The sequence below is a fragment of the Variovorax nivicola genome (genome assembly GCF_051216475.1).
Taxonomy (GTDB): Bacteria; Pseudomonadota; Gammaproteobacteria; order Burkholderiales; family Burkholderiaceae_C; genus Variovorax.
The window spans coordinates 275890-299995 of sequence record NZ_JBPJZK010000002.1 but is presented as its reverse complement, the minus strand read 5'-3'; the positions used below and the strand labels follow the sequence as shown (position 1 = coordinate 299995).

Genomic DNA, 24106 nt, shown 5'->3' with positions numbered 1-24106 from the left:
GGAGCGCTCAGCCCTTGTTCTTCAGGTGCCGCGTCTGGTCATAGGTCGGCTGTGGCGGCAGGTCTGCCAGGTGCCGCGTGTCGGCCCACTCGACGATCTCGATGTCGCCGGGCCGCTGAGGATCGGCAATGCGGATGCGGTTGAAGCCCGCATTGGGAATGTCGCTCTGGCGCGGCCCGCTCAGGCTCAGGCCCCTGGCTGTGCGCCACACCATGTCGAGCACGCCGCCGTGGGTGACGACGATCAGGTGCTGCCCCTTGTGCGCAGCGGCGATGCTGCCCAGCGCCGCGATGATGCGCGTGTGAAATTCGCGCGCCGTCTCGCCCTCGGGCATGGCGTGGTCTTCGCGGAACTCCAGCCATTCTTCCCAGGCGCGCGGATGCAGGCTCTGGATTTCGTCGGAGCGCATGCCCTCGACCACGCCGAAGAACTGCTCGCGCAGCCCCGCCAGGGTGACCACCGGCAACGACAGCTGCGATGCCGCGGGCGCGGCGGTCTGCTGCGCCCGCATGAGGTCGCTGCTGATGATGTGTTGCACCGCCGTCTCGCCGGCCAGCCGCAGGCCGATGCGGCGCGCCTGCTCGTGGCCGATGTCGTTGAGCGGAACATCCGCATGCCCCTGAAAACGCAGTTCGCGGTTCCAGGCGGTTTCGCCGTGGCGGATGAGGATCAGGTCGGTGGTGGTGTCGGGCTTGGGCGTTGGCATTGACGCCCATTTTCCACCGTGCGCGTGACGCTCGGGCTTTTGTGGCCCGCGAGCTGTTGCTCGACCGCCACCTAGAGCCGCACCGGCGACGGCGTGAGCAGCGCCAGCACCCACGCGATGATGAAGCCGCCGACGATGGCGCAGACCACCACCACGGCGGTGTACGCAATGGCCTTGTCTGGCGGGCACTTCATGAGCACCGGCAGGCCGGTGTAGAGCAGGTACACACCGTACAGCGCCGCCAGCGCGCCAAGAACCGACAGCGAAGGCAGCAGGCTGAAGATGCCGCCGACAAAGGCCGCGGTGCTGGCATAGGCCGACAGCTTGAGTGCGCCGATCTGGCTCCTGGTGCCCTCGAAGGTCGGCGCCATCGCGTCGATGATGAGTGCGAGCACGAACACCATCACCAGCGACAGCACGTAGCCCACGATCATGTTCGCGAGCCCCGAGACGATAGGCACGCGAAAGCTCACGCCGAAGGCGCCGATGCCGATCAGCGACAGGCCGATGAAGCTCGCCACCGCCGGGATCAGCGCGAGGATCATCACGTAGTTCTTGTACAGCGAGGCGGCGTCGGCCGGCTCCGCGTCGATCTCGGGCCAGGTGGCCTTGGGCTTGAGCAGGATGGATTGCGCGCGTTCAACCAGGTTCATTGAGAGTCCTCGGCATGGGTCTCAAAAGTATGCCGAGGCCGCTTGCGGATGACTGCTGGCCAGGAAGCCTATGCCATGCGCTATGCCGCGACGCTGGTTGCCGCATTCGCGCAAAATCCGTCTCCATGCCTAATCTCATCCTGCTGCCCGGCCTCGCTTGCGACGAGCGCATCTGGGAAGCCCAATTGCCCGCCCTTCCCCCCGCCTTCGGCGCCCGCGTGAGCGACGTCCAGCGGCACAACGACTCCATCGAGGGCATGGCCGCAGCCGTGCTGCGCGACAACGACGGCCCGCTGGTGCTGTGCGGCGCCTCGATGGGCGGCATGGTTGCCATGGAGGCGGCCCGCCAGGCGCCCGGGCGCATTGCCGGGCTCGCGCTGCTCGGCACCAGCGCACGACCCGAGACGCCCGACATGTTCACGCTGCGCGAAGGCGCCATCGAATACTTCGAGCGCGGCGAAGTGCGCGACGTGATCGAGCCGAACGTCTACTTCGCCTTCCATCCCACGCAGGCCGCCAACCCTGTGATGGTGCAGCGCTACCTCGACATCGTGCTGGGCGCAGGCGCCGAGCAGCTCGTCCGCCAGAACCGCGCGGTGATGCGGCGGCCCGATGCGCGCCTGCACCTGGCGTCGCTGCGCGCACCGGTGCTGCTGGTGTGCGGCGACGAAGACCGGCTCGCGCCGCCCGAGTGCACGAGCGAGATGGCGGCGCTGCTGCCGCAGGCGCAAGTCGTGTGGGTGCCCGATTGCGGCCACATGCTGACGATGGAAAAGCCCGAGCTCGTCAACGCCGCGCTCAACGGCTGGCTGGCGAGGAATTTCCCCGTCGCAGCCTGAGCCGGCAGGCTCAGTGCAGCTGGCCGCCGGTTTCGGCGACGTCGTGCTTCACCGCGAGCGCGGTGGTCACGGCAATGCGTAGCGCCTTGATCATCGTTTCCAGCGACATGCTCGGCGCGCCGGAAAAGCGTGCCGCCTGCTCCGGCAAGTAGGGAATGTGGATGAAGCCGCCGCGCAGCCCCGGCACCGGATGCGTCGCGATGCGGTGCATCAGGCCGTAGAAGATATGGTTGCAGACGAAGGTACCCGCGCTGTTCGACACCGAGGCCGGCACGCCGGCCGCGCGCAATTCGCGCACCATGGCCTTGATCGGCAGCGTCGAGAAATACGCGGCGGGAGCCCCGAGCACCACGGGCACGTCGATGGGCTCGCGGCCTTTGTTGTCGGCCACGCGGGCGTCGTCGATGTTGATGGCGATGCGCTCGGGCGTGAACTCCGCGCGCCCGCCGGCCTGGCCGATGCACAGCACCAGTTGCGGCTGCAGTTCGTCCATCGCGCTAGCAAGCACGTCGATGGCGTCGCCGAAGACACAGGGCACCTGGCGCGCATGCACCGTCGCGCGGCCGACCTTCCAGCCGTCGAGCGCACGCACCGCCTCCCATGACGGATTGACCGCCTCCTGCTCGAAAGCGTCGAATCCGGTCAGCAGGACGTTGATGGGCTTTGCTGCCACGGCACGGCCCGTTGCGTGTTCAGGCCGTCAGGCCATCGCCTGGACGGCAATGCCTTCCTGCTGCAGCCGCTCGCGGATGCGGCGCGCAAAGGCCAGCGCGTGGGCGCCGTCGCCATGCAGGCACACGGTCTGCGCATTGACGGGCACCACGCTGCCGTCGATGGCAGTCACCCGGTGGTCGCGCACCAGCGAGAGCGTTTGCGCGATCGACTGTTCTTCGCTCTCGATCAGCGCGCCGGGCTGGCTGCGTGGCACAAGGCTGCCGTCGGGCATGTAGCCGCGGTCGGCGAACACCTCTTCGACCGGCGAGAGGCCAGCGCGACGGGCCGCGTCGATCATGTTGCTGCCCGCGAGGCCGAAAAACTTGAGGGAGGGGTCGAAGCGGCGCACGGCTTCGCACAGCGCATCGGCAAGCTCTGGCTCCTTCACGGCCTGGTTGTAGAGCTGGCCGTGCGCCTTCACGTGCGAAAGCTTGCCGCCCTCGGCCTTCACGATGGCCGCCAGCGCGCCCACCTGATAGAGCACGTTGGCCACGATCTCGTCGGGCGGCAGATGCATGGTGCTGCGGCCGAAGTTCTCGCGGTCCGGAAAACTGGGGTGCGCGCCGATGGCCACGCCGTTTTGTATTGCCCAGCGCACGCACTGCTGCATGGTCTTGGCGTCGCCCGCGTGCCAGCCGCAGGCAATGTTGGCGGAGCTGACGAGCGCGAGCAGCGCTTCGTCGCTGCCAGCGCCTTCGCCGAGGTCGGCATTGAGGTCGATTTGCATGGTGGGGCTTCCTTTTCCGCGAGTTCCGCGGAGTCTATGCCGGGCCCGGCCAGCCTGCAGCAGCCAGCCCTTGTGCCACTTGCGACAGGTAGCGCTGCTGGTCGGCCCATGCAGCCAGCGCCTGCGGCTGGTCGACCTGAACGAGGCGCAGCCTGCCGTTGAGCGGCGCCTGCGCGAGCTTCCAGAGATCGGCGCGAATGACCACGCCGATGCGCGGATAGCCGCCGGTGGTCTGCGCGTCGCCCATCAGGATGATCGGCTGGCCCGAGGGCGGCACCTGGATCGTGCCGGGAATCACGCCCGACGAGAGCATGTCGCCACCGCGCTTGCGCTTGAGTTCGGCACCAGCGAGCCGGCTGCCCATGCGGTTGCTCTGCGGCGTGATGCGCCAGCGCTCACCCCACAGCTGCTCGCGCGCGGCCAGCGTGAACAGTTCGAACTCGGGGCCTGGCAGTACGCGCAGGGCGATGGCGCCGTCGTCTTCGTCCGGGCCCCAGTCGGGGCCGCGCAGGCCGAAGGCACGGCGTTCGCGCTGCGTGGCATCGAGGGGCGAAGCGCCCGTCGGGAGCCGGTCGCCCTTGCGTAGCGCGCGGCCTTCGTGGCCACCGAAGCCGGCCTTGAGGTCGGTGCTGCGCGAGCCGAGTATCTGCGGCACATCGATGCCGCCCGCCACCGCCAGCCAGCTGCGCAGCCCGACCTTCTTCACGCCGGGCACATTGGCGCCCGCGAGTCTGAGCGTCTGGCCGGCCGCGACCGGCACGCTCCAGCAGGGCCACAGCGGCACGCCGTCGAGGCTGGCGCTGAAATCGTCGCCGGCGAGGGCGATGCGCGTGTCGGCTTCGAACTGCAGCTCGCAGCCGCCCATCGTGAGTTCGAGGCCCGCGGCACCGTCGGCGTTGCCCACGAGCCGGTTGGCCAGCGTGAGCGCCAGCACGTCGAGCGTGCCGCCCGGGCAGATGCCGAGCTGCCGATGGCCGTGCCGTCCCAGGTCCTGCACCGAGGCGAGCACGCCGGGTTTGCGGATGACGATCATGTCTGCACGCTCTCTGCAACGAAGCGCACGCGGTCGCCGGGGCGCAGCAGCGTGGGCGATTCGGCCGTGGGGTCGAACAGCTCGAGCGAGGTGCGGCCGATCAGTTGCCAGCCACCCGGCGACACCAGCGGATAGATGCCGGTCTGCTCGCCGCCGATGCCGACCGAGCGCGCGGGCACCGCGGTGCGCGGCTCGGCGCGGCGGGGCGTGGCGAGTTCGGGCGGCAGGCCGCCCATGAAGGCGAAGCCCGGCAGGAAGCCCAGCAGGTAGACGATGTATTCACCGGCGCTGTGGCGCCGCACCACCTCGGCCGGCGTGAGGCCGGTGTGGGCTGCAACGTCGGCCAGGTCGGGCCCGTGCTCGCCGCCGTAGGCCACCGGAATCTCGACCAGCCGGCCCGCGACGCCGCCGGTCGGCAGCTTCGGCCACGCCTCGAGGACGTGCGCGGTAAGCGTGTCGAGGTCGATCGCGGTCGGGTCGAAGGTGAGCGTGAGGTTGTTCATGCCCGGCAGCGTTTCGCCGACGCCGGGCCATTGCCGGGCGCGCTCCGCAAGGGCCCAGATGCGCTGCTGCTGCGCCAGCGTGGCCGGCGCGGGCAGCTCGCAGAGCAGCGCTGCATCGCCCAGAAGATGCAGCCGGGGCGGCGGGGTGCCGCTCATCGCGGCTTATTCACGGCCGAGGCTGCGGACTTTAGCCGCCAGCTGCTGCTCCACATTGGGAGAGACGAACTTGTGGACTTCACCGCCCAGCATGGCGATCTCGCGCACGAAGGTGCTGGAGATGAACTGGTATTTGTCGCTGGGGGTCAGGAACACGGTCTCGACATCGGGCATCAGCGAGCGGTTCATGCCTGCGAGCTGAAACTCGTAGTCGAAGTCGGTCACGGCGCGCAGGCCGCGCACCATGGCCTTGCCGCCGCGCGCGACGACGAAGTCGCGCAACAGGCCCGAGAAGCTCTCGACGGTGACCTGGTCGCTGTAGGGCTTGACGGCCTCGCGGGCCATGTCCATGCGCTCGGACAGCGTGAACAGCGCCTTCTTGTGGTGGCCCGCCGCGACGGCGACGATCACCTTGGAGAAGAGCTGGGTGGCACGGCGCACCACGTCCTCGTGGCCGAGGGTGATGGGGTCGAATGTGCCGGGGTAAACCGCGATGACGTTGCTGGCCATGGTTGCTTCTTCCTCATGCTGCCGGTGCGGCTTGTTCGGCGGATTATGCAGTCCCCTCGGCAGCCAGCCGCAACAGGTGGGCGTGCACGGCGCCGGCCTTCAGGTAGCGGAAGCCGACGAGGCCGAAAGCGGCCAGTTCTTCGTCGCTCCAGCGGCGTGGTGCCTCGAGGTACACCGACCCGCCGGCACGCAGGGCGCGCGCGGCGGCGCGCAGGGCCGGTTCGTAGAGCGCGGTGCTGTCGAAGGGCGGGTCGAGGAACACGGCGTCGAGGCTGCCGGCTGGCGCGCGTTCGAGCGCGGTGACGCCGTTGCCGCGCTCGACGCGCACGGCCTCGGCGCTCAGCTTGGTCTTGGCGGCCTGGAGTTGCGCGACGAGTGCGGCGTCCTGCTCGCACAGCACCACGTTCGCCGCGCCGCGCGAGGCAGCCTCGAAGCCGAGCGCACCGGTGCCCGCGAAAGCATCGATGCACTGCCAGCCCGGCAACTCGCCGCCGCCCGCGCCGGCGAGGCTCGCGAGCCAGTTGAACAGCGTCTCGCGCACGCGGTCGGGCGTGGGGCGCAGGCCGGGCTTGTCGGCCACGGCGAGGCGGGTGCGCTTCCATTCGCCGCCGATGATGCGCACCTCGCTGGGCTTCGACGGGCGCTTGGGCTTGGGTGCGGCGGGATGGGAGGCAGGGGCGGCTTTCTGGGGCATGCGGCGAGCTTAACGCCGCCACATGCGCGCCTTCACAGAGCTTTCAAAGCCCTGCGAGCGCTCGCTGTGCCAGCATGGTGGCCAGCAGAAGCATGGTGCCGCCAATGAGCGCATCGAGCATCTGCCAGGCGCGCGGACGTGCGAACACCGGCGCGAGCAACCGCGCACCGAAGCCCAGCGAGGTGAACCACAACGCGCTCGCCGTGCAGGCGCCTGCCACGAACCAGACTTTGAGCAGGCCCGCGTACTGCGCGCCCGCGCTGCCCACGAGCAGCACCGTGTCGAGGTAGACGTGCGGATTCAGCAGAGTGAAGCCGGCTGCCTGCGCCACCACGGCCACGCGCGACAGCGAAACGCCCTGCGCCGTGGTCTGCAGCGCGGCAGGCTGCCGCGAACGCCACAGCGCCTTGAGCCCGTAGCCACAGAGAAAGGCCGCGCCGAGCCCCGCGAGCACGGTGGCCAGCATCGGACGCCCCTGCAGCGCCTGCGCCATGCCGGCGACACCGGCGCCGATCAGCACCGCGTCGCTGGCCGCGCAGAACAGCACCACCGCGCCCACGTGCTCGCGGCGCAAGCCCTGGCGCAGCACATAGGCGTTCTGCGCGCCGATGGCGACGATGAGGACCAGGCTCATGAAGAGCCCGTTGGCGAAGGCAGTGGTGACGTGTACGGCTTGCATGCTTCGAGGATGCCGCTCGCACGGTATTAATTCAAACTAAACTTTCTTAATCCAATTCAGTTTCACTTCATCCCCATGCTCGACTATGCCGCCCTGAACGCCCTTGCCGCCGTCGTGCGTGAGGGCAGCTTCGAACGCGCCGCCCGCGCGCTGCACGTCACGCCCTCGGCGGTGTCGCAGCGCATCAGGCAGCTGGAGGAGCGCACCGGCGGCGCGCTGCTGGTGCGCGGCCAGCCCTGCGTCGCAACGGAGGCTGGACTGCAGCTGTGCCGGCACGTCGAGCGCGTGGGCATGCTGGAGCATGAGCTGCGCGAGGCCCTGCCCGCCCTTGGCATGGGCAGCGGCGAGGCAGGCGGCGAGCGCGTCACGATGCGGGTGGCCGTCAACGCCGACAGCCTTGCGACCTGGTTCGTGGCCGCCGCCGCGGCCTTCGCCACGCAGGAGCAGGCGGCGCTGCTCGACCTCACGGTGGACGACCAGGATCACACGGCCGAGCGGCTGCGCAGCGGCGCGGTGTTCGCGGCGGTCACCGCGCTGGCGCAACCGGTGGCGGGCTGCAACAGCGAGGCGCTGGGCACGATGCACTACGTGGCAGCCGCGAGCCCCGCGTTCATGCATGAACATTTCTCCAAGGGCGTGGGCGCCCGCACGCTGGCGGACGCGCCGAGCCTGGTGTTCGACCGCAAGGACCGGTTGCAGGCACGCTGGGTGCGGCGCATCTGCCACCGCAATGTCGAGACGCCACGGCACTGGATCCCCTCGCCCAACGCTTTTGTCGAGGCGGCGTGCGCGGGCATGGGCTGGGGCATGCACCCGGCCAGCATGGTGGCCGGTGCGATCAGCGAAGGCAGGCTGGTGGAACTGGTGCCCGGCTCGACGCTGCCGGTGCCGCTCTACTGGCAGCAGGCGCGCGCTGCGCCGCGGCTGCTCGAACGGCTTGGGGCGGCGGTGCGGGCTGCCGCCAGCAGCGGCCCGCACGCCCTGGCGGTGTGACCGCCGGTCAGGGCTGCGCCTTGGCGGTCGTCTTGGCTTCCTTGCCGCCCACCACCACCGTCACCATGCGCTCAGGCTGCAGCTTGCGCTGGAAGGCCGCCTTGACATCGGCGGCCGTGACCGCGTTCATGCGCGCGGTCCAGGTGTCGAGGTAGTCCAGCGGCAGGTCGTGCCAGGCGATGTTGGCAACGTTGCCGATCAGCTTGCGGTTGCTGTCCAGCAGCAGCGGAAAGCCGCCGATCAGGTTGTCCTTCGCGGCTTTCAACTCGCTGGCGGTCGGGCCTTCGGCCACGAACTTGGCGAGCACTTCGCGCGACATCTTCACCGCCTCTTCGGCCTGGTCGGGCCTGGTCTGGAAGCCGACGCGGAAAGCGCCTGCTTCGAGCCCCGGCGCGAAGCCGCTGTAGATGCTGTAGGTCAGGCCGCGCTTCTCGCGCACTTCGTTCATCAGGCGCGAGACGAACCCGCCGCCGCCGAGCACGTAGTTGCCGAGCGTGAGCGCGAAGTGGTCCGGATCCTTGCGCGGATAGCCGGGCTGGCCGATGAAGACGTGGGCCTGCGCCGAGTCGAACGCAATGCGCTCGTTCTTCGGCGCAGTGAGCGCGGCCACCGGTGCAACGGCAGGCAGCGGCGTGCAAGCCTCAGGGCCAGGCAGGCGCGACAGCAGCGTGGTCGCGATCGTCTCGGCCTCGGCACGCGTGACGGCGCCCACGATGCTGAGCTTGGCGCGGCACGGCACGATGAGCTGCTGGTAGCGCTGGCGCATGGCGGCGGTGTCGACGCGCGCGAGCGTCTCTTCCGTCACTTCCTGGCCGTAGGGGTGCACGCCGTACACGGCTTGCGCGAATGCACGGCCGGCAACGGTCGCGGGCTTGGTGTTGGCTTCCTTGATGGCCGCGTTGATGCGTTCGCGTTCGCGCTGCCACACGTCGTCGGGGAAGGCCGGCTCGCCGATCTCGCGCGACGCGAGCGCAACCGCCTTGTTCAGCAAGGCAGGATCGGACAGCGTGCGCAGCGAATAGCTGGTGCGGTCGGTGCCGGCGCTCACGTCGAAGCTGGCGCCCAGATCGGCCCAGGCTTCGCCCAGGGCGTTCTGGTCGAGTGCCGGTTCGCCGCTCTTGCCGGCGCGCACGCCCTTCTCGACCATGGTCGCGGTGGTGCTGGCCAGGCCAGCCTGTGGTGCGGGGTCGCGGCGGCTGCCGGCGTCGAAGTCGATCTGCACGTCGACGATCGGCAGCGCGTTGGTCGACACGAGGTAGATTTTTGCGCCGTTGGCCAGCGTCCACTGCTGGATGGGCAGCGCGGCCTGCGCGCTGGTGATGCTCACGATGGCGGTGACGCCTGCGAGCAGGGCGCACTGGGCGATCTTCTTGAGAGTTTTCATGGAACGGGACCTGTCTTTCAGCGCATTTCGCCTGCGGGCGCCGCGAAGCCGCGGCCACGGGGCTTGGCTTCGGGCGGCAGGGGGCGCAGCGTGGCGACCGTGAGCTGGTCGTCACCGAAGTACTTGGCGGCCACGGCCTGCACCTGGGCGGCCGTGACGGACTGCAGCCGGGCGACGATGCGCTCGCTGGCATTGAGCGGCAGGCCCTGGACCCAGTTGCTGCCGAGCTCGCGCGCCTGCGCCATCACCGAGTCGCGCTTGTAGGTTTCGCTCGCCACCCACTGGGTCTTGACGCGGGCCAGTTCGGCTTCGCCCACGCCCTCTTTGGCGACGCGCGCCAACTGGGCGCGCAAGGCGGCCTCGACCACCTCGGCGCTCTTGCCTGCAGCCGGCACGCCGTCGAGCACGAAGAGCTGCGGGCCGCGGCCCATGAAGCCCGAATAGGCGCCGGCCGAATCGGCGACACGATCGGGGCCCTGGGTGAGCGCGCGGTCGAGCCGCGCACCGGCGTAGCCGTCTAGCACGGCGGACAACACCACCAGCGCCCAGGCGTCGCTGTTCGCGTCGTCGATGCTGGCGAGCTGCGGCACGCGGAAGGCCAACGACACGTAGGCTTGCTCGGCCGGCGCCTTCAGTTCGATGCGGCGGATGCCGCGCTGCGCCGGCTCGGTGCGCGGCTTGCGCGCAGGCACGGCGCTCGAAGGGATGCGGCCGTAGTACTTCTCGGCCATGGCGCGCACCTGGGCCACGTCTACATCGCCGGCCACCACGAGCACGGCGTTGGCGGGCACGTACCAGCGCTTGAAGAAGGCGCGTGCGTCCTCGGGCGTCATCGCGTCGAGGTCGCTCATCCAGCCGACCACGGGGCGGTGGTAGGGCGAGGCGGTGAAGACGGCGGCGTTCTGCTGTTCGCCGAGCAGGGCGCGCGGCTGGTCTTCGGTGCGCAGGCGGCGCTCTTCCTTGACCACCTCGATCTCGCGCTTGAACTCGTCGTCGGGCCACTGGTTGTTGGCGAAGCGGTCGGATTCGAGCTTCATCACCTGTTCGAGGCTACCGACCGGAATCTGCTGGTAATAGCCGGTGTAGTCGCGGGTGGTGAAGGCGTTTTCCTGGCCGCCAAGGGCCGCCACGCGGCGCGAGAACTCGCCGGGCTTGATGTCCTTGGTGCCCTTGAACATCATGTGTTCGAGCGCATGTGCCACACCGGAGGTGCCGTCGACTTCGTCGATGGAGCCGACGCGGACCCAGACCATCTGCACCGCAGTGGGCGAGCGCCGATCGGGCTGGACGATCAGCGTCATGCCGTTGGCAAGCGTGAATTGCTGGGGGCCGGGCGCCGCGGCTGCGGCGGCGGAAGATGGATTGCTTTGGGCCTGTGCAGGCATGGCCCATGGCGCCAGAAGCGCCATCGCCAGCACCGCACCAGACGCAGCACGGCGTGGCGGGAGGTGTTTCATAGAATGGGTCGGATTGTAAAAAGCTCCTGATGTTCAGTTTCTTCAAGAAAAAACCGCCTGCCGAAACCCCCGATACGCCGGCACCCACCCCGCCGGCCGCACCGGCACCTGCCCCCGAGGCCGCGCCGGCGCGTTCGGTGTTCTCGCCTTCGAGCTGGTTCGGCTCGAAGCCGGCGGCCGAAGAGACTTCACCGCCTCCCGCATCGCCTGCACCCGCACCTTCCCCGGCGCCTGCACCCATCGCAGCCCCGGCCCCGGTGGAGACACCGGCACCAACCCCCGCATTCGTTCCACCGCCCGTTCCGGCCCCTGCTCCCGCGCCGGTTCCTGCCGAGGCCGCCGTCGCCACCGAGCGCAAGAGCTGGTTCGACAAGCTCAAGACCGGCCTGCGCAAGACCGGCACCGGCATCCAGGCCGTGTTCGTCAACGCGCAGATCGACGACGCGCTTTACGAAGAGCTCGAGTCCGCCCTGCTGATGGCCGACACCGGCGTCAAGGCGACCGAGTACCTGCTCGACGACCTGCGCGGCCGCGTCAAGCGCCAGATGGCCACCGACGCCGCGCAGGTCAAGGTTTTGCTGGCCGAGGCGGTGGCCGACCTGCTCAAGCCGCTTGAGAAGCCGCTGGTCATCGGCCAGTTCACGCCCACCGTCATCATGGTGGCCGGCGTCAACGGCGCGGGCAAGACCACCTCCATCGGCAAGCTCACCAAGCACCTGGCCACCGAAGGCGCCTCGGTGCTGCTGGCCGCGGCCGACACCTTCCGCGCGGCGGCGCGCGAGCAGCTGCTGGTCTGGGCCGACCGCAACACGGTCGAGATCGTGAGCAACGAGGGCGGCGACCCGTCAGCCGTGAGTTTCGACGCGGTGAACGCAGGCAAGGCGCGCGGCAAGGACGTGGTGCTGGTCGACACGGCCGGCCGCCTGCCGACGCAGCTGCACCTGATGGACGAGCTGAAGAAGATCAAGCGCGTCGTCACCAAGGCCGACGCCACGGCGCCGCACGAGGTGCTGCTGGTGATCGACGGCAACACCGGCCAGAACGCGCTCGCGCAGGTCAAGGCCTTCGACGAGACGCTGGGGCTCACCGGCCTGATCGTGACCAAGCTCGACGGCACGGCCAAGGGCGGCGTGCTGTGTGCCATTGCGCGCGAGCGGCCGATTCCGGTCTATTTCATCGGCGTGGGCGAGAAGCTCGAAGACCTGGAGACCTTCAACGCCCGCGAGTTCGCGCAGGCGCTGCTCGGGTAAAAAAACGGCCCCGGCTTGCGCCGGGACCGCTTCGCTTTTTCTCCCTCTCCCCTTTTCCTTCTCTTGCGGGAACGCAATGCGGTGAAGGTAGTGCGCACAGCGATTGCTCGCCAGTGCCGAAAGTCATGGGCTTACCTGGCAACGGCGACTTCGGCCATCGCCTGCAGCAGCGAATCGGCCACGACCGGCTTGAACAGCACCGGCACCTGCGATTCGCGAACCCGCTGCAGCCGGTCGGGCGAGGTCTCGCCGGTGATGAGCAGCAGCGGCGTTGTCATGCCCTGCCCCTGGCTGAGCCGCAGGCCCGCGTCGAGCCCGTCGGCGCCGTCGGCCAGTCGGTAGTCGCACAGCAACAGATCGAAGGGGCGGCCCTCGCCAATCGCCTGCTGCAGGGCGGCGGCGGCGCCGGCCTCGTCCGCCACGGCATGGGCGTCGATGGCGTGGGAGCGCAGCAGGCCCGTCATGGCTTCGCGGATTTCCAGTTCGTCGTCGAGCAGCAGCACGCGGCCGGGCAACACTGGCGCCAGGCCGTGGCGCGGCCCGGTGGCCGCGTCGGTCATGGCCGCCGGCGCCAGCGCCCCGGCCAGCTCGCGCGCCGCCGCACTGACGGCCGGCACCACCACGCGAAAGTGCGTGCCCCGCCCCAGCCGCGAATGCATCTGCACCGGATGCCCGAGCAGCCGCGACAGCCGTTGCACGATCGACAGCCCGATGCCGAGCCCCCGCGAGCGGTCGCGGCCCGGATTGTTGATCTGGTAGAACTCCTCGAAGATTCGGCCCGACTGCTCGGGCGCAATGCCGATGCCGCTGTCGCGCACCTCGATCCACACTGAGTCGCCGCGTTCGCGCGCCATCACCGTCACGCCGCCGCGGGCTGTGTATTTGAGGGCGTTGTCGATCAGGTTGGACAGCATGCGGTGCAGCAGCTGCGGGTCGCTGTGCACCCACAGGCCGCTGGCCCGCACGCGCAGCTGCAGTTGCTTCTGCTCGGCGCGCGCCGCGAAGGTGTGGTTGAGCGGCAGGAACAGCGCGTCGAGCTGCACCGGCTGCGGTGCGGGTGTGATCACCCCGGCGTCGAGGCGCGACACGTCGAGCATGGTGTCGAGCGAGGCGCCCAGTGCATTCACCGCGCGCATCAGGCGCTCGGCGTTGCGGCCCTCGGGGCGGTCGCGCAGTTCGTTCTCCAGCGCAGCGCCGAACAGCGCGATGGCATGAAGCGGCTGGCGCAGATCGTGGCTGGCGGTGCCGAGGAAGCGGGTTTTTTCTTCGCTCGCGCGCTCGGTGGCGGCAATCTGCTCGCCGAGCCGTGCGGCGAGCGCCTCGTTCTCGAAGCGCAGCATGAGCGATGCGGTCAGCAGCTTGTGCTGGCCGATGCCCGCGTGCAGCGTCAGCAGCAGGTAGGCCGCGCCGGCTGCCGCCAGGAACAGATGCAGCCCGTCGCCCTGCCACGCCAGCGCGGTAATCATGCCCAGCGACATCGGCATCGTGTAGCCGAAGAGCGCCGGCTTAAGCGGCCAGAGCGACTGCGCCGCCCGCGCGCAGCTGCCGACGATCACGGCCATCAGCAGCGAGGTCATGGGCAGGTTGTCGTGCGGCACGATGAGCCAGGGCACCACCGCCGTGACCATGCTCACCAGCGTGACCATGCGCGAGATCTTGCGTGCCCAGTACGCGCTCTCACGCACGGGCCGGGACGGATTCCAGCGCGGCGTGAAGAACACGTAGATGTCGGCCATCAGCAGCCCGGCCAGCCAGAACAGCAGGCTCGGGTCCTTCAGCTGCGAATAGATGATGCTGCCGAACACCACCACGAAGGCCATGTGCGTCAGCGTCGAGACGCCGTAGGTGCTGTAGACCGAGGCAACGTGCTCCCGCAGCACCCGTTGGCCGAGTGCGTGGTCGGCGGACGGGTCGTTCGACGCGGCGGGCTGCACGCTCAATGCAGGGTGCTGATCAACTGGGCGCGCGAGCGCATGCCGAACAGCAGCAGGATGGTCGAGACATGGTTCTTCACCGTGCCTTCGCTCAGGTTCGCGAGCTGCGCGATTTCCTTGTTCGCCTTGCCTTCGAGCACCCATTGCAGCACCTGCATCTGCCGCGGCGTGAGCTCCTGCCAGGCGCTGGCGTGGGCGAATTCGGCATAGCCGGTGAGCGACTTGGGCACGGCCGGTGGCGGCACCTCCGCCGCGCCGGGATCGAGCAGGCCGCAGGCGCGGATGAAGCTCACCACTTCCTTCAGGTCGGCCGACTTCGGCAGGAAGGCGGCGGCGCCCAGCGCGAGCACGCCCTGCGCCAGCGTGCTGTTGCCGGTGCCCGAGAGCACCACGATCCGCGCGGCGGGAAAGCGCAGCCGGAACTCGGCCACGCCGCTCAGGCCGTGCGTGTCGGGCAGGGCCAGGTCGAGCAGCACGAGGCCGATGGAAGCCTGATGGGTTTCGTACAGCGCGAGCGCGTCGGCGACGTTGGCGGCCTCGAAGACTTCGATGTTCGCGCCGGATGGGGTGGCCTGGGCCTGAACCAACGCGCAAACGCCCAGGCGCAACAGGTCGTGGTCGTCCACAACCAGGATCGCCCTGGGCGTGCGGATGGGCGCGCCAGTCTCCGCGGCCGGTGACAGGGGGGCGGGTAGGGAGTCGAAGGATGCCACGCGTCGATCTTAGCGATGTAACCTTCTGGTGACAGTGCATAAAGTCATGGCAGCCGCCGTGGCTGTAGTGCTTTATGCTACTTTTTTGATAGCAATTTCACATCGCATGCGCGCTTGCCATCGGGCTTCTCTGTGGGCACCATCGAAAGTCTCGCCGCACCGAACGGCGCCCACGGAGACTTGTCATGACGCATACCGCCGCCGCCCCCCTGGAATCGAGCGATCGCAAGGTCGACCGCCTGCTCGCCCATTACGAGGAGAGCCATCGCAACCCGACCAACGAGCTGATCCATTTCGTGGCCATCCCGGCCATCATGCTGAGCATCGTCGGGCTGCTGTTCGCGCTCCATCCCTGGGTGGCCTATGTTTTCGTGGCCGCCAGCCTCGTCTACTACGCCTTGCTGCGCGCCCCGGCCTTCCTGCTGACCATGCTCGCGCTGACCGCTCTGGCCCTGGCGTTGGTGCATGCGATGGGCGGACTTGTATTGCCGATTTCAGCCGCTATCTTTGTGGTGGCCTGGATCTTTCAATTCGTGGGCCACAAGATCGAAGGCAAGAAGCCTTCGTTCTTCGAAGACATCCAATATCTGTGGGTTGGCCCGCTGTTCGTGCTGTCCAAGCTTTTCCTAAAGCTGGGCGTGCGCTGGTAGCCACTGGCTATTCCGGCGATAGAAATTCAAGGGAACCCTTGGTTTAGCACTCCCTCTAACCGAGTGCTAATATGGCCCACACAAAGGAGTTTCCCCTGATGACAACGCTGTCTGGAGTCTCTGCCAACCAGCTGGCCGTCGCCAATCCATGGTCGATGGTTCCGCCGCTGGGCAACCTGGATGCCTACATTTCGGCCGCCAACCGCCTGCCGATGCTCACGCTCGAAGAAGAGCAGGGCTTCGCACGCAAGCTGCGCGACCACAACGATCTTGAATCCGCTGGCGCGCTCGTGCTGTCGCACCTGCGCCTCGTCGTTTCCATTTCCCGCCAGTACCTGGGCTACGGGCTGCCGCACGGCGACCTGATCCAGGAAGGCAACGTCGGCCTGATGAAGGCCGTGAAGCGTTTCGACCCCGACCAGGGCGTGCGGCTCGTGAGCTACGCCATGCACTGGATCAAGGCCGAGATCCACGAGTACATCCTGAAGAACTGGCGCATGGTCAAGGTCGCGACGACCAAGGCCCAGCGCAAGCTGTTCTTCAACCTGCGCTCGATGAAGCAGGGCTTCAAGGCCGACTCGGCCGCGGCCGACAACGGCACGCACCGCGAAACGCTGAGCCCCGACGAGGTGTCGCAGATGGCGACCCGGCTCAACGTCAAGCCTGAAGAAGTGCTCGAGATGGAAACCCGCCTGTCGGGCGGCGACGTCATGCTAGACCCGGGCCCGTCGGACGACGGTGACGAAACCTTCGGCCCGATCGCCTACCTGGCCGACGCCACGCAAGAACCGACCGCCCTGCTCGAATCGCAGCAGCGCGACCGCCTGTCGAGCGACGGCATCGCGACCGCGCTCGAGGCACTGGATGACCGCAGCCGCCGCATCGTGGAAGAACGCTGGCTCAAGGTGAACGACGACGGCTCGGGTGGCATGACGCTGCACGACCTGGCCGCTGTGTACGGCGTGAGCGCCGAGCGCATCCGCCAGATCGAGGTCGCGGCGATGAAGAAAATGAAGAAGGCGCTCGCGGACTACGCGTAAGCCTCCCTTCCCTCAGAAAAAAGCCCGGTACTCCCGGGCTTTTTTCATTTGGAAAGCGTCCGCATCGCCCGCTTGGCGATGTACCGGGTTTCGGCCATGTCCGACTCCGCCACCCACCGCGCACACAGCTTGTCGACCCACTCGCCCTGGCTCTTGCTCGCGTCGTTGAGCCAGTTCGCCACCGAGTTCTGCACATAGCGGCTGGGGTCGGCGCGCAGCGGCTCGATCAGCGGCAGCGCGCGCCACGGCTCGGTCTTGAGCGCATCGATCTGCGCGCACCACACGCCGCGCGGCCGCGTGAGTTCGCTGGCAAAGCGGCGGATGTTGGGGTTGGCATCGGACACCCACGGCTGCAGCAGCGCGAGCGCTTCGTCGAGCGAATCGATGACCGCGTCGCGCACCGCCATCCACGCGATTTCCCGCACGCCGAAATGCGGATCGGCGGCGAAGCGGCGCACCGCCTCCAGTTGCGCCGGCAGCGGCAGGCCCGAGAGCGTGACCCACTGCGCGGCCCAGCAGCGAGCCACGTCGCTCGCGTGCATGGCCAGCCGGTGCGCGACGGCATCGCGCTCGTCATGCAGTGCCGTCAGGTCGTAGAGCGCACGCGCGATGTGCCCGTGCCGTTGCATCGGCTTGAAGGCGCTCAGCATCGCGATCGTGTCTACCAGCCGTTCGCTCTGCGCATCGAGCCCGATGTGCCCCGCCACGCTGCGCGCCAGCCGGGGCAACTCCAGCGCCATGAATTCGTTGAGGTTGACGGTTTCGAGCAGCCCGTCGTTGAGGGCACCCAGCACCTCGGGCGGAATCAGCGCGATACGGAAGGCGCCCTTGCGCCCCTTCAGGTGCTCGACCGAACCGGCGTCCATGTGCCCACAACCCTTCTCAGGAAGCCAGCAGCGTCTTCAGGTCGGACACCATCGACGGCACGCCCGCGCCGTAGCGCGCGTAGAGCCGCAGCCGGCCCTGCGTGTCGTAGACGTAGCTGGCGGCCGAGTGGTCCATCGAATAGCTGGTCGGCGTCTTGCCGTCGACCTTCTTGTAGTAGACCTTGTAGTCCTTCGCGAGCGCGACCAGCTCGTCGACCGTGGGGATCAGCGCGACAAAGCTCGGGTCGAACGCGCCCATGTAGGCTTTCAGCACCTCGGCCGTGTCCCGCGCGGGGTCGACCGTGACGAACAGCACCTGCAGCTTGTCGCCGTCCTTGCCGAGTTGCTGCTTGACCTGCGCCATCTCGGTCATGGTGGTGGGGCAGACGTCGGGGCACTGCGCGTAGCCGAAGAACATCACGACCACCTTGCCCTTGAAGTCGGCCATGGTGCGGACCTTGCCATCCGCGTCCTTCAGGGAGAAGTCCTTGGCGTAGTCGGCACCGGTGATGTCGACCGCGGTAAAGCTTTGCTTGGTTTCGCTGCAGGCCGAGAGGCCCAGGCCGAGGGTGGCGGTCACGCCCACCCAGCCGGCGCCCGCGGCAATCAGTCGAAGAGCGTTGCGCTTGTTCATGGAAACGTGGTCAGTGAATGTAGTGATCGACGAGCAGCGCCAGGAACAGCACGCTCAGGTGGATCAGCGAAAAGCGGAAGGTCTTGCGCGCCAGCGTGTCGGAGTAGTTGCGCCACAGCGCGAACGCATAGCCGGTGAAGCCGATGCTCACGGCAACGGCCACCGCCAGGTACAGCCAGCCGCTCATGCCGTAGATGAAGGGCATCAGGCAGGCCGCGAACAAAATGAAGGTGTAGAGCAGCACCTGCAGCCGCGTGAACTCGTTGCCGTGCGTGACGGGCAGCATCGGAAGGCCGGCCTTGCGGTAGTCCTCGACGCGGTAGAGCGCCAGCGCCCAGAAGTGCGGCGGCGTCCACAGGAAGATGATGAGGAAAAGAATCAGCGCCTCGGGCCCCACGTCGCCCGTCATCGCGGCCCAGCCCAGCACCGGTGGCATCGCGCCCGACGCGCCGCCGATCACGATGTTCTGCGGCGTCAGCGGCTTGAGGATCACCGTGTAGATCACCGCGTAGCCAACGAAGGTGGCGAAGGTCAGCCACATGGTGAGCGGATTGACCGTGAACCACAGCAGCGCCGAGCCGGCGGCGCACAGCAGCGCCGAGAAAATCAGCGCCTGCAGATCGCTGAGCTGCCCGCGCGCCGTGGGGCGCCAGGCGGTGCGCTTCATCTTCGCGTCGATGCCCTTCTCGACCAGGCAATTGAACGCCGCTGCCGCACCCGCCACCAGCCAGATGCCGATGCAGGCCAGCACGGCGCGCTGCACGTCGGCCCACGAAGGCAGGCCGGGCACGGCCAGCACCATGCCGATCAGCGCGCAGAACACGATCAGCTGCACCACGCGCGGCTTGGTCAGCGCGTAGAACTGGCGCAGCACGTTCGCGGTGCTGGTTTGCTGAACGGGGATCGGGGTGCTCACGCGGTGGCCTTCCTTTGATTGTTGTTGTGACCGGTTGCATTGTCACTGGCGCGTGCGGTCTGTGCCGCCAGGTCGCGCCGGCTCTCGCACAGCGCCCAGGTGAGCACCACGGCGAGCGCCGCAGCGCCGCCGGTATGAAGCACGGCCGCAGCCAGCGGCCAGCCCAGCAGTACGTTGCCCAGACCTGTGGCCAGCTGAAGCAGCGCCAGGCCCGCGAGCCATCGCGCCTGCGGGCGCAGCGCCTCGATTCGGCGCAGACGCCACGCCAGCACGCCGAGCGCGACGAACACCGCGTAGGCCATCAGCCGGTGCGCGTAGTGGATGGCGGTGAGCGCGGAAAAATCGAGCGGCTGGCCTTCGCCGGTCACGCCAAGGTGGCGCCAGATCTCGAAGCCCTGCGCGAAATTCATGGCCGGCCACCAGCTGTCCTGGCAAGTCGGGAACTGCGTGCAGGCCAGCACCGCATAGTTGGTGCTGACCCAGCCGCCGAGCGCGATCTGCAGCACCAGCAGCACGGTCGTCACGATGAGTCCGTTGCGCAGTGCAGGCGACACGGGCGTCGGCAACCGTTGCGCCGCTGCCTGCCGGTAGTGCACGGCCTGGATGCAGAGCAGCGCCAGCAGCACCACGGCGCCGAGCAGATGCAGCGTGACGATGGCGGGAAAGAGTTTCCACGTCACCGTGAGCGCGCCGAAGGCGCCCTGCAGGCAGACCCAGACCAAGGTGAAGGCCGGCCACCAGGCGCTGAGCGTAGCGTGGTGTTCGCCCTCGCTCGACGAAGATGGTGGCGGCGCGCGGCGCTGGCGACGACGCACGATCCAGGTGGCGCCCGCGAGCGTGAGGATCAGCACGCCGACGCCGGTGGCCAGATAGCGGTGGACCATCTCGACCCAGGCCTTGCTGTGCGTCACCGGGCCGGTCGGCTGGGCAGCTTGCGCCATCGCGATCTCGTGGCGCGCGCCGGCCGGGCTGGCATTGCCATAGCAGCCGGGCCAGTCGGGGCAGCCCAGGCCCGAATCGGTGAGCCGCGTGAAAGCGCCGAACAGCGTCAAGTCAAAAGTGAGGAACAGCGTGAGCACGGTCAGCGCATGCAGTCGCCGCGCCGGGCCTGCGCCCGCGTTGCGGCGCCACACCCACACCAGCGGGCCGAGCGCGATCAGCACACCGGCGGCCATGAGCCAGGCGATGGGCGTCAGATCGTAGAGCGAGCTCGTGTCCATGCGAGGTCTCAGCGGCCAGGTTCGTCCCACGACGCCGAAGCGCGCAGCAGGCGGTCGAGGTCGCGCTTGGCGCGGCCGGCGCCAGCGGCGTCCATTCGGGCGGGGAAACGCATCATCCAGTTGCCCATCGGATCGACCACGTACAGGTGTTCGGCCAGCGAGTGGCCCGACACAGGCGCGAGCCACTTGGCCAGCTGGTCGGCCGGCACGCGCAGCACGGTGGCGCCATGCAGGCCGTTGTTCAGGCGCTCAGGCACGGGAGCCGCGTCGCTCACGAGCCAGACGCGGTCCATGCGGTCTTTTTCGCGGCCCAGGCTCTCGCGCAACTGGCGCTGCAGGTAGAGCTGCTGCTCGCACAGCGCGTCGCAGGCCGCATCGGCCACCACCACCAGCAGCCACTGGCCCTTGAGCGTGGCCAAATCGACCGGCGCGCCGTTGCGGTCGGTGGCAGTCAGCTTCGGCAGTTCGTGCTGCGGATCGATCAGTTCGCCGTAAACGCTGCGGCCTTCAGGCCGGATCACGTAGTAGGTGAAGTACGAGGCAATGACCGGCGCCGCACACATCAGCATCACGGCGATCATCTTCCAGCGCCCGACGACCGTGCGCCGGCCCTCCGCGCCATCGAGCGCCTGGTTGGGCGACGGCATCGAATGCACCGTCAGGCCCAGCGGCTCGTCAGAAGCGGCCATCGCGTGCGCGGCGCCTTGAGCGGCGGAAGGGTGTGATGAATTGGAACCAGACATAGAGGATGACGACGAGGGCCGACAGGCCGAACCACTGGAATGCGTAACCGTAGTGCCTCTCCAGGCCCAGCGCCGGGGCCGGCCAGTCGCGCTGCAGGCCCTCGGAAGCCGGTCCGCTCTGCTGCAGCGACACGTCGGTGCGCAGCGGCAGTTTGGTCTCGGCACGGAAGGCCTCCAGGTCGAGATTTTGCCGGATGGGCGAATACCCTTCGGCGGCCGGTGCCGGGGCAGCCGGCGCGGAGGCCGCTGTGGCGGGCGCAGAGGCGGCAGGCACGGGCGCCGGTGCGGGCGTGCCCAGCTCCAGCAGATGGCTCGGCGGCGGCTCGATCAGGCCCGTGACCTCGACGATGCCGGCTGGCGTCTCGACCGCACCCAGCTGCGTGCGGTCGACGAAATTGCGCTGGATCCAGCCGCGCTGCACCATCACCGCCTGCTCGGTGCCTTCGAGCGCGAAGGGCGTCAGCACATAGAAGCCGGGCGTGCCGTGCATCTGGCGGTTGTCGAGGTACACGGTCTGGGGCGTCAGCCAGAGCCCACGCAGGCGCACCGGGCGGTGCAGCGAGTCGGAGGCTTTTTCCAGCGCCAGGAATTCGGCCTGGGTCAGCGCCGGCTTGAGCTTCTGGGCGTCGATGTCGGCCTGCAGCGCTTCTTTCTGCGCGGCGCGCGAGAGCTGCCAGCGTCCTAGCGAAACGGTGGCCGCCACGGTCAGCACGGCAGCGATGGTGATCAGCCAGAAACGGCCCGGGCGGCGCTGGTCTTCGGAATACAGGGGTTCAGGAGTCACTGGAGAGGACGGGGCGTGCGGCCGATAATGCGGGTCATGAAATATTTCGTCGCCCTGGTGTTCCTGGGCATCTTCGCGAGCCTCGCGTTTGCCCTGTACTTCATGCTGAAGGACGGGCGCAACGGGCGCGCCAAGAGCGGCGGCATGGCGCGAGCGCTCACCTTTCGGATCGGCCTGTCGGTGTTTTTGTTCCTCTGCATGCTGCTCGCCTGGAAACTCGGCTACATCCAGCCCACCGGACTCCCGCTCGGCAAGTAGATGGTGCTCGTTCCACGAGAACCACGAAAAAGGCGCCTTACGGCGCCTTTTTTCTGGAATGCCGCGAGGTTCTTCGCTCAAAGCCAATAAACCAGCATGTAGAGGCCGAGCCAGACCACGTCCACGAAGTGCCAGTACCAGGCCGCACCTTCGAAGCCGAAGTGGCGCTCCGGCGTGAAGTGGCCCTTGCGCAGGCGCAGCGTGATGAACAGCAGCATCAGCATGCCGATGAACACGTGCAGGCCGTGGAAGCCGGTCAGCATGAAGAAGGTCGAACCGTAGGTGCCCGAGCTGAGCTTGAGGTTCAGTTCGGTGTACAGGTGGTGGTACTCGTAGCCCTGCACGCCCAGGAAAATCATGCCGAGGAGCACGGTGAGCCACATGAAGCGGATCGTTTGTGCACGGTGGCCGGCACGCAGCGCGTGGTGGGCAATGGTGAGCGTCACGCCCGAGCTCAGCAGCAGCGCGGTGTTGATCGTGGGCAGCCAGAACGGGCCGACGGTCTGGAAGGGCTCGACGATGCCGGCCGGCGAAGCGGTCGCACCTGGGGCAACGCTGGGCCACACGGCCTTGAAGTCGGGCCAGAGGATCGCGTTGTCCAGGCTACCAAGCGCGGGCAGCGAATGGGTGCGGGCCCACCACAGCGCGGTGAAGAATGCGCCGAAGAACATCACTTCCGAGAAGATGAACCAGCTCATGCTCCAGCGGAACGACAGGTCGACCTTGTGACCGTACTGGCCGCTCTCGCTTTCGCCGATGGCGGTGCGGAACCACACGAAGAGCGTGCCGAGCCAGATCAGCATGCCCGCCAGCAGGGACCACGCGCCCCACTCGTGGCCGTTGATCCATTGCGCGGCGCCCAGAATCACGAAGAACAGGCCGGTCGCGGCCGAGACCGGATAGGCCGACGGTCCGGGCACGAAGTAGTAGGGCGTGGTGCCGTGGGTGGTTGAACTCATATCAGCTCCTGGCTTTCTTTCTTCTCTCGATTCAATGGATTCTGCTTGCTGTCGCGGAATGCTTTTTCGTCAATCAGGCTGCGACCGATGCGACCACATGGCGCACCAGCAGCACCAGCGCGACCACGAAGACGATCACGGCCACGAACGCCACCGCGATGATGTGCAGCGGGTTCAGCTTGCCCAGGTCTTCCTGGTAGGCGCTGTTCTTGCGAACGCCGAAAAACGACCAGCCCACCGCCTTCACCGTGTCCCACAGCGAAGCCTTCGGCCGGGGCCCTGGCTGGTTCGATGGATCGGTCACGAGCGTGGCTCATTGGCAGTGCTCGAAACGGCCGCCACCGGCGCCGCAGGTGTCTTGCCGCCCACTTCGAAGAAGGTGTACGACAGCGTGATGGTCTTCACGTCTTTCGAAATCTTGGGGTCGATCACGAACGCGACCGGCCACTGCTTCTTCTCGCCCGGATCCAGCGTGTACTGGTTGAAGCAGAAGCACTCGAGCTTGTTGAAGTACGGCGCGGCCTGCTGCGGCGCGTAGCTCGGAATGGCCTGCGCGGCCATGCGGCGGTTCTGCACGTTCTGGAACTCGTACATCACCGTGTTGAGCTGGCCCGGGTGCACCTGGATGGTCCGCTCCGCAGGCTTGAAGTCCCAGAGGCCGCCGCGCACGTTGGAGTCGAACTCGACCGTGATGGTGCGGGTCATGTCGACCTGCGTGTTGTCGGGCACGCGCACGTTCTTGCCGCCGCTGGCACCACCCGGCACTTCGAGCTCGGAGAGCGCGAGGATGTTGATGCCGGTCATCTCGCAGATGGCGCGGTACATCGGCACCAGCGCATAGCCGAACGCGAACATGCCGCAAGCCACGACGGCCAGCTTGCCGACCATGCGGACATTGGCGCGGCGGATGCGTGGACCGAGGCTCATGCGTGTGCTCCCGTTCGGTTGACGGTCAACGACCGCCGAAGAAGACCATGCGGACGATGAAACCGATGAAGAAGATTACCGCGATGGAGGCCAGCGTGAGCCCCATGCGTCGGTTGTTCTTTCTTTGCTCAGGCGTGGTCATCGTCGTGCGGTCGCTGGGCTTG

General features: G+C 68.0%; 29 protein-coding genes. 6 read left to right on the top strand and 23 right to left on the bottom strand.

Annotated features, from left to right (window positions below):
- Positions 1-7: 7 nt before the first annotated feature.
- A complete protein-coding gene (locus ACSFBF_RS09960; RefSeq protein WP_435466445.1) occupies positions 8-706 on the bottom strand; it encodes a histidine phosphatase family protein in 699 nt (232 codons plus the stop codon).
- Positions 707-777: 71 nt separating this feature from the next.
- Positions 778-1359, bottom strand: coding sequence for a Yip1 family protein (locus ACSFBF_RS09955; protein ID WP_435466443.1), 582 nt, complete (start codon positions 1357-1359; stop codon positions 778-780).
- A gap of 125 nt (positions 1360-1484) precedes the next feature.
- Here ACSFBF_RS09955 and ACSFBF_RS09950 point away from each other — a divergent pair, with 125 nt between their 5' ends.
- The gene (locus tag ACSFBF_RS09950) at positions 1485-2198 is read left to right on the top strand and encodes an alpha/beta fold hydrolase (protein ID WP_435466441.1); all 714 of its coding nucleotides are present in this window, start codon (positions 1485-1487) and stop codon (positions 2196-2198) included.
- A gap of 10 nt (positions 2199-2208) precedes the next feature.
- Here ACSFBF_RS09950 and pcp read toward each other — a convergent pair whose 3' ends face one another.
- The 7 genes from pcp to ACSFBF_RS09915 are packed head-to-tail and all read right to left on the bottom strand — an operon-like array spanning position 2209 to position 7214.
- Complete coding sequence (gene pcp, locus ACSFBF_RS09945; RefSeq protein WP_435466439.1) at positions 2209-2871, bottom strand: pyroglutamyl-peptidase I; 663 nt, start codon at positions 2869-2871, stop codon at positions 2209-2211.
- Positions 2872-2898: 27 nt separating this feature from the next.
- Positions 2899-3639, bottom strand: a complete 741-nt coding sequence (pxpA, locus tag ACSFBF_RS09940; RefSeq protein ID WP_435466437.1) for a 5-oxoprolinase subunit PxpA — start codon at positions 3637-3639, stop codon at positions 2899-2901.
- Positions 3640-3673: 34 nt separating this feature from the next.
- The gene (locus ACSFBF_RS09935) at positions 3674-4672 is read right to left on the bottom strand and encodes a 5-oxoprolinase subunit C family protein (protein WP_435466436.1); all 999 of its coding nucleotides are present in this window, start codon (positions 4670-4672) and stop codon (positions 3674-3676) included.
- Positions 4669-5331 (bottom strand): 5-oxoprolinase subunit PxpB, encoded by a 663-nt coding sequence (pxpB, locus tag ACSFBF_RS09930; RefSeq protein ID WP_435466434.1) that lies wholly within the window; start codon positions 5329-5331, stop codon positions 4669-4671. Before pxpB ends, ACSFBF_RS09935 begins: the two co-directional genes overlap by 4 nt.
- Before the next feature lie 6 nt (positions 5332-5337).
- Positions 5338-5841 (bottom strand): pantetheine-phosphate adenylyltransferase, encoded by a 504-nt coding sequence (gene coaD, locus ACSFBF_RS09925; protein ID WP_081269908.1) that lies wholly within the window; start codon positions 5839-5841, stop codon positions 5338-5340.
- A 43-nt stretch (positions 5842-5884) separates the two neighbouring features.
- Positions 5885-6535: an RsmD family RNA methyltransferase gene (locus ACSFBF_RS09920; RefSeq protein WP_435466432.1), complete on the bottom strand. Its 651-nt coding sequence runs from the start codon at positions 6533-6535 to the stop codon at positions 5885-5887.
- Positions 6536-6578: 43 nt separating this feature from the next.
- Entirely contained in the window at positions 6579-7214 is a 636-nt protein-coding gene (locus ACSFBF_RS09915) for a LysE/ArgO family amino acid transporter (protein WP_435466430.1), read from the bottom strand.
- Positions 7215-7289: 75 nt separating this feature from the next.
- Here ACSFBF_RS09915 and ACSFBF_RS09910 point away from each other — a divergent pair, with 75 nt between their 5' ends.
- Positions 7290-8207, top strand: a complete 918-nt coding sequence (locus ACSFBF_RS09910; RefSeq protein ID WP_435466428.1) for a LysR family transcriptional regulator ArgP — start codon at positions 7290-7292, stop codon at positions 8205-8207.
- 7 nt (positions 8208-8214) lie between these two features.
- Here the strand turns inward: ACSFBF_RS09910 and ACSFBF_RS09905 are convergent, their stop codons facing one another.
- On the bottom strand, positions 8215-9591 hold the full coding sequence (locus ACSFBF_RS09905; protein ID WP_435466426.1) for a M16 family metallopeptidase: 1377 nt from the start codon (positions 9589-9591) through the stop codon (positions 8215-8217).
- Positions 9592-9608: 17 nt separating this feature from the next.
- Complete coding sequence (locus tag ACSFBF_RS09900; protein WP_435466424.1) at positions 9609-11048, bottom strand: M16 family metallopeptidase; 1440 nt, start codon at positions 11046-11048, stop codon at positions 9609-9611.
- Between the two features lie 29 nt (positions 11049-11077).
- On the opposite strand from ACSFBF_RS09900, the gene ftsY reads away from it, so the two are divergent.
- Entirely contained in the window at positions 11078-12298 is a 1221-nt protein-coding gene (gene ftsY, locus ACSFBF_RS09895) for a signal recognition particle-docking protein FtsY (RefSeq protein WP_435466422.1), read from the top strand.
- A 131-nt stretch (positions 12299-12429) separates the two neighbouring features.
- On the opposite strand, the gene ACSFBF_RS09890 is transcribed toward ftsY, so the two are convergent.
- Together ACSFBF_RS09890 and ACSFBF_RS09885 are read right to left on the bottom strand one after the other, a co-directional pair.
- Positions 12430-14232, bottom strand: a complete 1803-nt coding sequence (locus ACSFBF_RS09890; RefSeq protein WP_435467396.1) for an ATP-binding response regulator — start codon at positions 14230-14232, stop codon at positions 12430-12432.
- Positions 14233-14234: 2 nt separating this feature from the next.
- Positions 14235-14945: a response regulator transcription factor gene (locus ACSFBF_RS09885; protein ID WP_435466420.1), complete on the bottom strand. Its 711-nt coding sequence runs from the start codon at positions 14943-14945 to the stop codon at positions 14235-14237.
- 185 nt (positions 14946-15130) lie between these two features.
- Here ACSFBF_RS09885 and ACSFBF_RS09880 point away from each other — a divergent pair, with 185 nt between their 5' ends.
- Positions 15131-15595 (top strand): Mpo1 family 2-hydroxy fatty acid dioxygenase, encoded by a 465-nt coding sequence (locus tag ACSFBF_RS09880; protein ID WP_435459220.1) that lies wholly within the window; start codon positions 15131-15133, stop codon positions 15593-15595.
- Between the two features lie 98 nt (positions 15596-15693).
- The gene (rpoH, locus tag ACSFBF_RS09875; protein WP_093059932.1) at positions 15694-16635 is read left to right on the top strand and encodes an RNA polymerase sigma factor RpoH; all 942 of its coding nucleotides are present in this window, start codon (positions 15694-15696) and stop codon (positions 16633-16635) included.
- 44 nt (positions 16636-16679) lie between these two features.
- Here rpoH and ACSFBF_RS09870 read toward each other — a convergent pair whose 3' ends face one another.
- Genes ACSFBF_RS09870 through ACSFBF_RS09845 form a run of 6 tightly spaced genes read right to left on the bottom strand, consistent with a single transcriptional unit; the run spans position 16680 to position 21798 of the window.
- Complete coding sequence (locus ACSFBF_RS09870) at positions 16680-17501, bottom strand: DNA alkylation repair protein (protein ID WP_435466418.1); 822 nt, start codon at positions 17499-17501, stop codon at positions 16680-16682.
- A gap of 16 nt (positions 17502-17517) precedes the next feature.
- On the bottom strand, positions 17518-18135 hold the full coding sequence (locus tag ACSFBF_RS09865; protein ID WP_435466416.1) for an SCO family protein: 618 nt from the start codon (positions 18133-18135) through the stop codon (positions 17518-17520).
- A 10-nt stretch (positions 18136-18145) separates the two neighbouring features.
- Positions 18146-19051: a heme o synthase gene (gene cyoE, locus ACSFBF_RS09860; protein WP_435466414.1), complete on the bottom strand. Its 906-nt coding sequence runs from the start codon at positions 19049-19051 to the stop codon at positions 18146-18148.
- Positions 19048-20271 (bottom strand): COX15/CtaA family protein, encoded by a 1224-nt coding sequence (locus ACSFBF_RS09855; RefSeq protein ID WP_435466412.1) that lies wholly within the window; start codon positions 20269-20271, stop codon positions 19048-19050. Before ACSFBF_RS09855 ends, cyoE begins: the two co-directional genes overlap by 4 nt.
- 8 nt (positions 20272-20279) lie before the next feature.
- A complete protein-coding gene (locus ACSFBF_RS09850) occupies positions 20280-20960 on the bottom strand; it encodes an SCO family protein (RefSeq protein ID WP_435466410.1) in 681 nt (226 codons plus the stop codon).
- On the bottom strand, positions 20947-21798 hold the full coding sequence (locus tag ACSFBF_RS09845) for an SURF1 family protein (RefSeq protein WP_435466408.1): 852 nt from the start codon (positions 21796-21798) through the stop codon (positions 20947-20949). Before ACSFBF_RS09845 ends, ACSFBF_RS09850 begins: the two co-directional genes overlap by 14 nt.
- A gap of 27 nt (positions 21799-21825) precedes the next feature.
- On the opposite strand from ACSFBF_RS09845, the gene ACSFBF_RS09840 reads away from it, so the two are divergent.
- Positions 21826-22056, top strand: a complete 231-nt coding sequence (locus tag ACSFBF_RS09840; protein WP_093057631.1) for a twin transmembrane helix small protein — start codon at positions 21826-21828, stop codon at positions 22054-22056.
- A gap of 77 nt (positions 22057-22133) precedes the next feature.
- On the opposite strand, the gene ACSFBF_RS09835 is transcribed toward ACSFBF_RS09840, so the two are convergent.
- The 4 genes from ACSFBF_RS09835 to ACSFBF_RS09820 all read right to left on the bottom strand — a co-directional run bounded on the left by ACSFBF_RS09835 (position 22134) and on the right by ACSFBF_RS09820 (position 24084).
- Positions 22134-23015 carry a cytochrome c oxidase subunit 3 gene (locus ACSFBF_RS09835; RefSeq protein WP_435466406.1) on the bottom strand — a complete coding sequence of 294 codons (882 nt, stop codon included), beginning with the start codon at positions 23013-23015 and terminating at the stop codon, positions 22134-22136.
- Between the two features lie 73 nt (positions 23016-23088).
- Positions 23089-23319, bottom strand: a complete 231-nt coding sequence (locus tag ACSFBF_RS09830; protein ID WP_435466404.1) for a DUF2970 domain-containing protein — start codon at positions 23317-23319, stop codon at positions 23089-23091.
- Complete coding sequence (locus tag ACSFBF_RS09825; protein WP_435466402.1) at positions 23316-23942, bottom strand: cytochrome c oxidase assembly protein; 627 nt, start codon at positions 23940-23942, stop codon at positions 23316-23318. Before ACSFBF_RS09825 ends, ACSFBF_RS09830 begins: the two co-directional genes overlap by 4 nt.
- A gap of 25 nt (positions 23943-23967) precedes the next feature.
- Positions 23968-24084 (bottom strand): cytochrome oxidase small assembly protein, encoded by a 117-nt coding sequence (locus tag ACSFBF_RS09820; RefSeq protein WP_222622010.1) that lies wholly within the window; start codon positions 24082-24084, stop codon positions 23968-23970.
- Between the last annotated feature and the right edge of the window lie 22 nt (positions 24085-24106).

Excerpts from the sequence above, each read along its gene's own strand:
- ACSFBF_RS09960 (WP_435466445.1), bottom strand. The coding sequence starts at position 706 with ATGCCAACGCCCAAGCCCGACACCACCACCGACCTGATCCTCATCCGC.
- ACSFBF_RS09955 (WP_435466443.1), bottom strand. The coding sequence starts at position 1,359 with ATGAACCTGGTTGAACGCGCGCAATCCATCCTGCTCAAGCCCAAGGCC.
- ACSFBF_RS09950 (WP_435466441.1), top strand. The coding sequence starts at position 1,485 with ATGCCTAATCTCATCCTGCTGCCCGGCCTCGCTTGCGACGAGCGCATC.
- pxpA (WP_435466437.1), bottom strand. The coding sequence starts at position 3,639 with ATGCAAATCGACCTCAATGCCGACCTCGGCGAAGGCGCTGGCAGCGAC.
- ACSFBF_RS09935 (WP_435466436.1), bottom strand. The coding sequence starts at position 4,672 with ATGATCGTCATCCGCAAACCCGGCGTGCTCGCCTCGGTGCAGGACCTG.
- pxpB (WP_435466434.1), bottom strand. The coding sequence starts at position 5,331 with ATGAGCGGCACCCCGCCGCCCCGGCTGCATCTTCTGGGCGATGCAGCG.
- coaD (WP_081269908.1), bottom strand. The coding sequence starts at position 5,841 with ATGGCCAGCAACGTCATCGCGGTTTACCCCGGCACATTCGACCCCATC.
- ACSFBF_RS09920 (WP_435466432.1), bottom strand. The coding sequence starts at position 6,535 with ATGCCCCAGAAAGCCGCCCCTGCCTCCCATCCCGCCGCACCCAAGCCC.
- ACSFBF_RS09915 (WP_435466430.1), bottom strand. The coding sequence starts at position 7,214 with ATGCAAGCCGTACACGTCACCACTGCCTTCGCCAACGGGCTCTTCATG.
- ACSFBF_RS09910 (WP_435466428.1), top strand. The coding sequence starts at position 7,290 with ATGCTCGACTATGCCGCCCTGAACGCCCTTGCCGCCGTCGTGCGTGAG.
- ACSFBF_RS09905 (WP_435466426.1), bottom strand. The coding sequence starts at position 9,591 with ATGAAAACTCTCAAGAAGATCGCCCAGTGCGCCCTGCTCGCAGGCGTC.
- ACSFBF_RS09900 (WP_435466424.1), bottom strand. The coding sequence starts at position 11,048 with ATGAAACACCTCCCGCCACGCCGTGCTGCGTCTGGTGCGGTGCTGGCG.
- ftsY (WP_435466422.1), top strand. The coding sequence starts at position 11,078 with ATGTTCAGTTTCTTCAAGAAAAAACCGCCTGCCGAAACCCCCGATACG.
- ACSFBF_RS09880 (WP_435459220.1), top strand. The coding sequence starts at position 15,131 with ATGACGCATACCGCCGCCGCCCCCCTGGAATCGAGCGATCGCAAGGTC.
- rpoH (WP_093059932.1), top strand. The coding sequence starts at position 15,694 with ATGACAACGCTGTCTGGAGTCTCTGCCAACCAGCTGGCCGTCGCCAAT.
- ACSFBF_RS09870 (WP_435466418.1), bottom strand. The coding sequence starts at position 17,501 with ATGGACGCCGGTTCGGTCGAGCACCTGAAGGGGCGCAAGGGCGCCTTC.
- ACSFBF_RS09865 (WP_435466416.1), bottom strand. The coding sequence starts at position 18,135 with ATGAACAAGCGCAACGCTCTTCGACTGATTGCCGCGGGCGCCGGCTGG.
- ACSFBF_RS09855 (WP_435466412.1), bottom strand. The coding sequence starts at position 20,271 with ATGGACACGAGCTCGCTCTACGATCTGACGCCCATCGCCTGGCTCATG.
- ACSFBF_RS09850 (WP_435466410.1), bottom strand. The coding sequence starts at position 20,960 with ATGGCCGCTTCTGACGAGCCGCTGGGCCTGACGGTGCATTCGATGCCG.
- ACSFBF_RS09840 (WP_093057631.1), top strand. The coding sequence starts at position 21,826 with ATGCGGGTCATGAAATATTTCGTCGCCCTGGTGTTCCTGGGCATCTTC.
- ACSFBF_RS09835 (WP_435466406.1), bottom strand. The coding sequence starts at position 23,015 with ATGAGTTCAACCACCCACGGCACCACGCCCTACTACTTCGTGCCCGGA.
- ACSFBF_RS09825 (WP_435466402.1), bottom strand. The coding sequence starts at position 23,942 with ATGAGCCTCGGTCCACGCATCCGCCGCGCCAATGTCCGCATGGTCGGC.
- ACSFBF_RS09820 (WP_222622010.1), bottom strand. The coding sequence starts at position 24,084 with ATGACCACGCCTGAGCAAAGAAAGAACAACCGACGCATGGGGCTCACG.